The following is a 6,013-nucleotide window of genomic DNA, read 5'->3' as shown; positions in this document are numbered from 1 at the left end:
AAGAGTCCTAGACCAACCGTCAAGCATCAGCTGGGACGGAAACGTCAAGCATGTGGTGGGACTAGACACGCCGGCAGTCCGGCCGCTGGCCTCACTCCGGTGGTTGCGTGGCTGCGTCACGCGAGTGCTCACGCCAGGGACTCCCGTCAGCCTGGACGAGACGCCGCACCATCCGACGTGCCTCGTCTTCCGTGTCGAACTCCCATCGGAGCACCCTGCCCGTCTCGGAGTCGCCAGCCCTGGCGACGACGTGCCACCGCACCTCCCGAGCAAGCCACACGTCACGGCGGGTCAGTCGTCCCCACACGCCGTTCCACCAACGCGTGACCAGCTCCTTCGTCACGTGAAGATCGTACACATGTTCGACAGGCGGAAGTGGGAGGCAGTCCCGGAGCAAGGAATGTCAGAATGATGGGTGTGGGAGCTGGCCCAGACACAACCGCAGAGTGGTGGACGACCTCCGACGTGGCCGCGTACCTCGGGGTCAAGGTGGCAACCGTGTCCAACTATCGGAAACGGGGCCAGATGCCCGAGCCCGATGCGACAGTCGGTCGTACCCACATGTGGCGCCCTACCCGCGTTGTGTCTTGGCACGAGAGCCGACCGCGTCCCGGAGTCGGTGGTCGCCCCAGTCAGGTCAGCACAAGCGAGAGCGAACCCGACGTCAGCTCGGGCTAAGGGTCCGCACCTCGTCCAAGTACGACAGGGCCTCCGGCTCGTTCGGGTACCGCTCGCGCATTAGCGTCGCCAACTCGCGGGAACACATCAAGAGAGACGGCAACGACTTGCGGTCACCCTCCAACGCCCGACGCCCGTGAGCGACCGCCAGCTCAAGGTCGCCTGACCGGGCAGCGACTACCCCGAGCGTGACCCGCGCCTCTGCGATCCGCATCGGCTTACGCTCTGTGCCATCCGGGTCCGTCGACGAGCGGATGACCTCGGCGGCGTACATCTCCGCTAGGCGATCCTCACCTGCCAGCCGGTAGCAGTCCATGGCGTAGAAGTCGAACTTTGCCGGATCCACGACGAAGTGGTGGTCCGTGTTCTCGGGATACGGCAGCGATTCAAGCAGCGTCCGGCCCTTGTCTAGCGCCATTTCGACTTGCCGCCTATCGCCGAGTCGAGCCCACGCCTTGGCGCGCTGGCCAGCAAGTTGTACGGCGGCACTGCTGTTGGCCGCGATCGACTCGCCAGCCTCCGCCGCCGCAATGACACCTCGATAGTCGCCCTGCGTCAGCGCGTACCAGGCTCGCATCTCGTAAGCCCATCCAGAGACAGCAGTGTTTCCAGCCTCCTCGCCGAGCGTCAATGCCGCCTTGCGCGTTCCCTCAGCGATGCGGCGTAGCCCCATGTCGTACTCGACGCAGCCAACGAGCAACGCGACCCATCCTGCGAGGGTTAGCACCTCCTGGTGCTGAGCGAGGGTAAGCCGGCGATCCATCAGCGCAGTGATCCGACGCAACCAAGCTCGCCCCTCGACACGGAGCTGATCGGACGACATGTACGGGTACTCGCTGCAAAGCCGGTCGGCGGTGATGCGCAGCGCTTCTAACGTTGCGTTCGATACGTCAGAGGTCCGCAGGCGAGCAAGGATTTCCACCGTTTCCATGCCCGTGCCGGCGATCAGTTCAGCATCAGCCTCGTGCCGAACGGCCGGCGGAAAGAAGGCTGCCGTGACAGTTCCAAACGTCTTCGCGATCAACGACCTGTAAAAGCTGTCGGGCTCCGAGCTGCCCGCCTCCCACCTTTTCCAGTTCCGCAGGAGCGTGCTGTCCGCCGGCAATTGCTCGCTGGCATGCACTCTCATGGCACGCACAGCCTCGCCCTGCGACCAGCCCCGAGCCGTGCGCTCGGCCCTGAGTCGCGATGCCCAGGCTGGTCGATCGAGGTCAGCAGCAACGTCAGCCATACAGCCAGTATCGCCCGACGCAGGGGACATGGCGAGGGGACTTTGCCCTGTCACCGCAGTGACACCTGTCGTTCTAGTTCAGTCAAGGTCATCGTTGTGGGTGTCAGCAGAACGCCGGAAGAAAGTCGGCAGGAGTCTGGCGTAGTACCAACTCAGTTGGTACTTTGATGCGAGGCAGTCATCCAACAAGGGATGCGCCTAGACACAGGAGGTTTGTTGTGAAGCTGTACGTGGACACCCAGAGCAAGCAGGTCCAGGTGACGAAGGACCCGGAGCCGAAGAACGACCAGAACGGCAATCAGCGGTCGGAGAAGAACACTGGCCGGCTCATGTGGTCGACCCAGGTCTTCGTGCTCGACGAGACTGGCGGCGAGATCATCACCATCACCACGGCGGGTGAGAAGCCGGGCGTGACGGTGGGACAGCTCGTCGCTGTCGAGCAGTTGGAGGCTATTCCGTGGGCGACCAACGGGCGTAACGGCGTCGCGTTCCGTGCGATCACGCTGAAGCCGAAGGCTGGTAACTCGGCGGCTAAGTAGGTCCTCGATCACCGTGCTGTGTTCGCCACTGGTGTCCGTGGCAACTCCAAGCGGCTGAGGTCCGCTGATCGACAACTGAAAGAGGCAGTCCGAGGGCGGCTCTGGCGTCCAACGTTCTCGGCCTGGTGACCACGATCGGTGGTCACATCCCGCAAGAGCTGGCGCGGGGTCGGTACTGGCGTCCAAACCTGCCGACCCCGTGCCCTCCACTCATCCACCCCAACTCGCGATTGGGAGGACTCGTCGTGTCCAAGTCTAGCCCCCGCCGCCCCTTCGGCGGCAGATCCGGAACGGTGACGGTCATCGAGGCCAAGGTCCACCGTTCCTCGGCCCGCAACGCCCGGTTGGCGTTCGTCCTCACGGCGGTCATCGTCGGCCTTCTGTCGGCCGTGGTGGCCGCTTCCTCCATCCACCCCATCCTGGGCCTGTTCATAGGCGCGGCTATCGGCATCCCGTGTGGTGCCCTGGCCTGGGTGCTGGTGCGGATCTGGCCGGTTATCCGGCTGCTGTGGTGGTGGAGCACCGAAATCGTGCTGTCGGTCCTGCTGCTCGCCTTCTGGGTCCAGCTCGCCAACCACACCTCGACCCTGGTGACCCTGATCGTGGTCGCCCTGGTCGTCGGCGTCCCTGCCGCCGTCCCCGCTAGCCGTCGCCAGGTGATCGCCTGGACGTGGTGCCTGATCGTCAGGCATCGGCTGCGCGTGTGCTTCGCGCAGTTCATCATCGCCAACCAGTCCGGCAGCCTGCCGCTGATCCTGTGGGCTCGCCCCACCCCGGTTGGTGAGCGGGTCTGGGTCTACCTGCGCCCTGGCCTGTCGATGGCCGACCTGGAAGGCCGCCTCGACAAGATCGCCGTCACCTGCCACGCCTCGACCGCGCTGGTCGAGCGGGCCTCGGACGGCAACGCCGCCTATCTGCGGTTCGACATCAAACGCCGGGAAGTCCTCACCGCCCAGGTGAACTCGCCGCTGGTCGACGTCATCAACCCGGACACCCCCACCGCCGACCGGCCGACGCCGGTGATCCCCACGGCTCTGGACCTGCCCGACGTCGACGCACCCACCATCACCCTGCCGGCCCAGCCCAAGAAGCCGGCCACTACCGCCAACGGCAGCAAGCCCGCGGCTTCCTCGGCACCTGACGCCGAGGACGTCTCCGACTGGATCTAACCCACCCCACCACCTGGACGCGGGGAGCCATTGCGGCTCGTTCGTGTGGCTTCCCGCGCCCACCCATCGCCCAAGGAGGGCACCCATGACCACCACGACACCCGCCGCTGTTGGCGCGGTTCCTGTGGGGCCTGGCCTGTCGATGTTCGACCCCATCTTCGTCGGCATCGACGAGTTCGGTCAGCCCGTCTACATCACCCTCGCCTACCGCAACCTCCTCGCCGGAGGCGAACCCGGCGGAGGCAAAAGCGGCCTCCTCAACGCCATCGCCGCACACGCCGCCCTCGCCGTCGACTCACGCCTCGTCCTGCTCGACGGCAAGCTCGTCGAACTCGGCCAGTGGGAAGACTGCGCCGACGCGTTCATCGGCCCCGACATCACCGCCGCCCTGACCGTCCTGCGACGGCTCCAGCAGGTGATGAACAACCGCTACGCCTGGCTGCGCGCCCATGGGCGCCGCAAACTCACCGCCGCCGACCGCCTGTCGGTCATCACCGTCCTGGTCGACGAGATCGCGTTCTTCTCCGCCACCGTCGGCAGCAAGCAGGAACAAGAAGAGTTCGTCGCGCTCCTGCGTGACCTCGTCGCCCGGGGCCGCGCCGCCGGCATCCCCGTCGTCGCCGCCACCCAGCGGCCGTCCTTCGACATCATCCCCACCAGCCTGCGGGACCTGTTCGGCTACCGCGCCGCGTTCCGCTGCACCACCCCGAACAGCTCCAACATCGTCCTTGGTCACGGGTGGGCCGAGCAGGGCTACTCCGCCACCGACATCTCGCCCAGCAACCAGGGCGCGGCGTACCTCATCGCCGAAGGCGGCATCCCCCGCCGCATCAAAGTCGCCTACCTGTCGGACGCCCAGATCGCGGGCATCGCGGACTACGCCGCGTGGATCCGCCGTCCCGGCGGCCTCACCGTCCCGACCGGCTCGCCTGCCGAGTGGGAGATGGCGGCATGACCACCCGCGAACGCGCCTACGCCCGTGCCAACAACCAGCGGGCCGCCCAGTTCACCGAACTGTGGATCACCGGCAGCCCCGAGGACATCGCCGTCATGGTCCACGCCGTCGCCCGCACTGGGCGACTCGTCTACCTCTCCGCACCCACCCAGATGCCGGGTGACGACAACCGGCACCGCCGCTACCTGCGGCTCCGCGCCCGATAACCGGCCGACAGGACCAGACGACCGCCTGCCAGCAGAGCTGGTCCTGCCGACCACCAACCGACAGCCCCCGAAAGGACGTGGTTGCCATGAAGGCTACCCAAAACCCACCCACACAGATCCAGGTCACACCCGCTGATCTGCTGCGGATGGCTGCCCTCTACCTGCGCCGGCACGGCTGGCACCAGGGCACCTACTACGCCAAGAACCTCGACACCCTCACCCCGTCGGCCTGCGCCGCCGGGGCCATCGGCATCGCCTGCGCCGGACACACCGTCGAGCACTTCTCCCAGCTCGACCCCGACGCCCTCGCCGACTACCTCGCCGCCCTCGGCGTGTTCGTCGACTACCTCGACACCACCGCCCCGGTCTTCCACATCGACGAAGACGGCTACCTCCTCGACGAGCACACCTCCCCCTACTCCTGGAACGACGACCCCGCCCGCACCGCCGAGCAGGTCATCACCGCCCTACAGGCTGCCGCCACCGAGTGGGACTCCCTCCGCACTGCTGGAGGTGAGAGCCGATGAACACCGTCAAGAAGTCCTTGACATCCATTCCCCGGCAACGGCGTCGGGACGTGGTCGAGAACGACGCCTTCGCCTCGTTCGCTCGGCGCATCATCCGCGCCCACGGCCGCCGCGTCGCCACCGGAGACGTCGAAGCACTCCGCGACCTCATCGCCCTGTCCTCCGTCATCGACGACGCCATCGGCGAAGCCGTGATCGGCCTGCGGGCCTTCGGCTACTCCTGGGCCGAAATCGGCTCCCGTCTCGGCATCTCCCGCCAAGCCGCCCAACAGCGCTGGGGCGGTGACAAGCCATGACCGACCTGCGCAGCGTCGACCTGGACAACCTGGCCGAGCGCACCGGCATCCGGGTCGAGTTCTACGACCCGCTCGGCACCCGCTACGGGTTCCCCACCTTCCCCTACCACTGCGCCCCCACCGGCCTGGCCACCCTGCGGCAACTCCGCGCCGCCGGCCTTCGCCCCGGCGGACATGACCCGGTCGCGCAGATCTATTGGCGACACCGCACCAACCGGCGGGTCGCCTACCTCTACCGCACCGACCTCGCCGCACCCAAGCGGACCGCTACGCCCGCGCAGCGGGAGGCCATCGCCAAAGCCCTGCTCGCCCGCCGGACCTGCCGGCACTGCGGGCAGGTGAAGCCCTACTACATCCCCCGCCGCTACGGCTGCTGCCTCGACTGCCACGGAGGCCACTAATGGCTGCCCTG

9 protein-coding genes are annotated in these 6,013 nt (G+C 67.0%); 8 read left to right on the top strand and 1 reads right to left on the bottom strand.

Annotation, left to right across the window (positions count from 1 at the left end):
* Window positions 1–408 precede the first annotated feature (408 nt).
* Complete coding sequence (locus tag AC5L30_RS32795; protein WP_494872139.1) at window positions 409–678, top strand: helix-turn-helix domain-containing protein; 270 nt, start codon at window positions 409–411, stop codon at window positions 676–678.
* Here AC5L30_RS32795 and AC5L30_RS32790 read toward each other — a convergent pair.
* On the bottom strand, window positions 665–1,807 hold the full coding sequence (locus AC5L30_RS32790; protein WP_494872137.1) for an NsdA family TPR-like regulatory protein: 1,143 nt from the start codon (window positions 1,805–1,807) through the stop codon (window positions 665–667). The two genes, AC5L30_RS32795 and AC5L30_RS32790, sit on opposite strands and share 14 nt — an antisense overlap.
* A gap of 320 nt (window positions 1,808–2,127) precedes the next feature.
* Here AC5L30_RS32790 and AC5L30_RS32785 point away from each other — a divergent pair, with 320 nt between their 5' ends.
* From AC5L30_RS32785 to AC5L30_RS32755, 7 genes are all read left to right on the top strand, one after another.
* The gene (locus tag AC5L30_RS32785; RefSeq protein ID WP_112681382.1) at window positions 2,128–2,448 is read left to right on the top strand and encodes a hypothetical protein; all 321 of its coding nucleotides are present in this window, start codon (window positions 2,128–2,130) and stop codon (window positions 2,446–2,448) included.
* 293 nt (window positions 2,449–2,741) lie between these two features.
* Complete coding sequence (locus AC5L30_RS32780) at window positions 2,742–3,617, top strand: hypothetical protein (RefSeq protein WP_494872141.1); 876 nt, start codon at window positions 2,742–2,744, stop codon at window positions 3,615–3,617.
* Window positions 3,618–3,702: 85 nt separating this feature from the next.
* The gene (locus AC5L30_RS32775; protein ID WP_494872135.1) at window positions 3,703–4,572 is read left to right on the top strand and encodes an FtsK/SpoIIIE domain-containing protein; all 870 of its coding nucleotides are present in this window, start codon (window positions 3,703–3,705) and stop codon (window positions 4,570–4,572) included.
* On the top strand, window positions 4,569–4,778 hold the full coding sequence (locus tag AC5L30_RS32770) for a hypothetical protein (RefSeq protein ID WP_494872133.1): 210 nt from the start codon (window positions 4,569–4,571) through the stop codon (window positions 4,776–4,778). The genes AC5L30_RS32775 and AC5L30_RS32770 overlap by 4 nt, the downstream gene beginning before the upstream one ends.
* A gap of 86 nt (window positions 4,779–4,864) precedes the next feature.
* Window positions 4,865–5,305, top strand: coding sequence for a DUF6197 family protein (locus AC5L30_RS32765; RefSeq protein WP_494872132.1), 441 nt, complete (start codon window positions 4,865–4,867; stop codon window positions 5,303–5,305).
* Window positions 5,302–5,601 carry a hypothetical protein gene (locus AC5L30_RS32760; RefSeq protein ID WP_494872130.1) on the top strand — a complete coding sequence of 100 codons (300 nt, stop codon included), beginning with the start codon at window positions 5,302–5,304 and terminating at the stop codon, window positions 5,599–5,601. Before AC5L30_RS32765 ends, AC5L30_RS32760 begins: the two co-directional genes overlap by 4 nt.
* A gap of 20 nt (window positions 5,602–5,621) precedes the next feature.
* Window positions 5,622–6,002: an RRQRL motif-containing zinc-binding protein gene (locus AC5L30_RS32755; protein WP_494872140.1), complete on the top strand. Its 381-nt coding sequence runs from the start codon at window positions 5,622–5,624 to the stop codon at window positions 6,000–6,002.
* Window positions 6,003–6,013: the final 11 nt, after the last annotated feature.

It is taken from the genome of Micromonospora sp. BQ32 (genome assembly GCF_059358895.1).
The sequence above is the reverse complement of the archived record's forward strand: the minus strand, read 5'-3'. Positions and strand labels throughout refer to the sequence as shown.

Coding starts and splice junctions, on each gene's coding strand:
- AC5L30_RS32795 (WP_494872139.1), top strand. CDS start 409: ATGATGGGTGTGGGAGCTGGCCCAGACACAACCGCAGAGTGGTGGACG.
- AC5L30_RS32790 (WP_494872137.1), bottom strand. CDS start 1,807: ATGAGAGTGCATGCCAGCGAGCAATTGCCGGCGGACAGCACGCTCCTG.
- AC5L30_RS32775 (WP_494872135.1), top strand. CDS start 3,703: ATGACCACCACGACACCCGCCGCTGTTGGCGCGGTTCCTGTGGGGCCT.
- AC5L30_RS32770 (WP_494872133.1), top strand. CDS start 4,569: ATGACCACCCGCGAACGCGCCTACGCCCGTGCCAACAACCAGCGGGCC.
- AC5L30_RS32765 (WP_494872132.1), top strand. CDS start 4,865: ATGAAGGCTACCCAAAACCCACCCACACAGATCCAGGTCACACCCGCT.
- AC5L30_RS32760 (WP_494872130.1), top strand. CDS start 5,302: ATGAACACCGTCAAGAAGTCCTTGACATCCATTCCCCGGCAACGGCGT.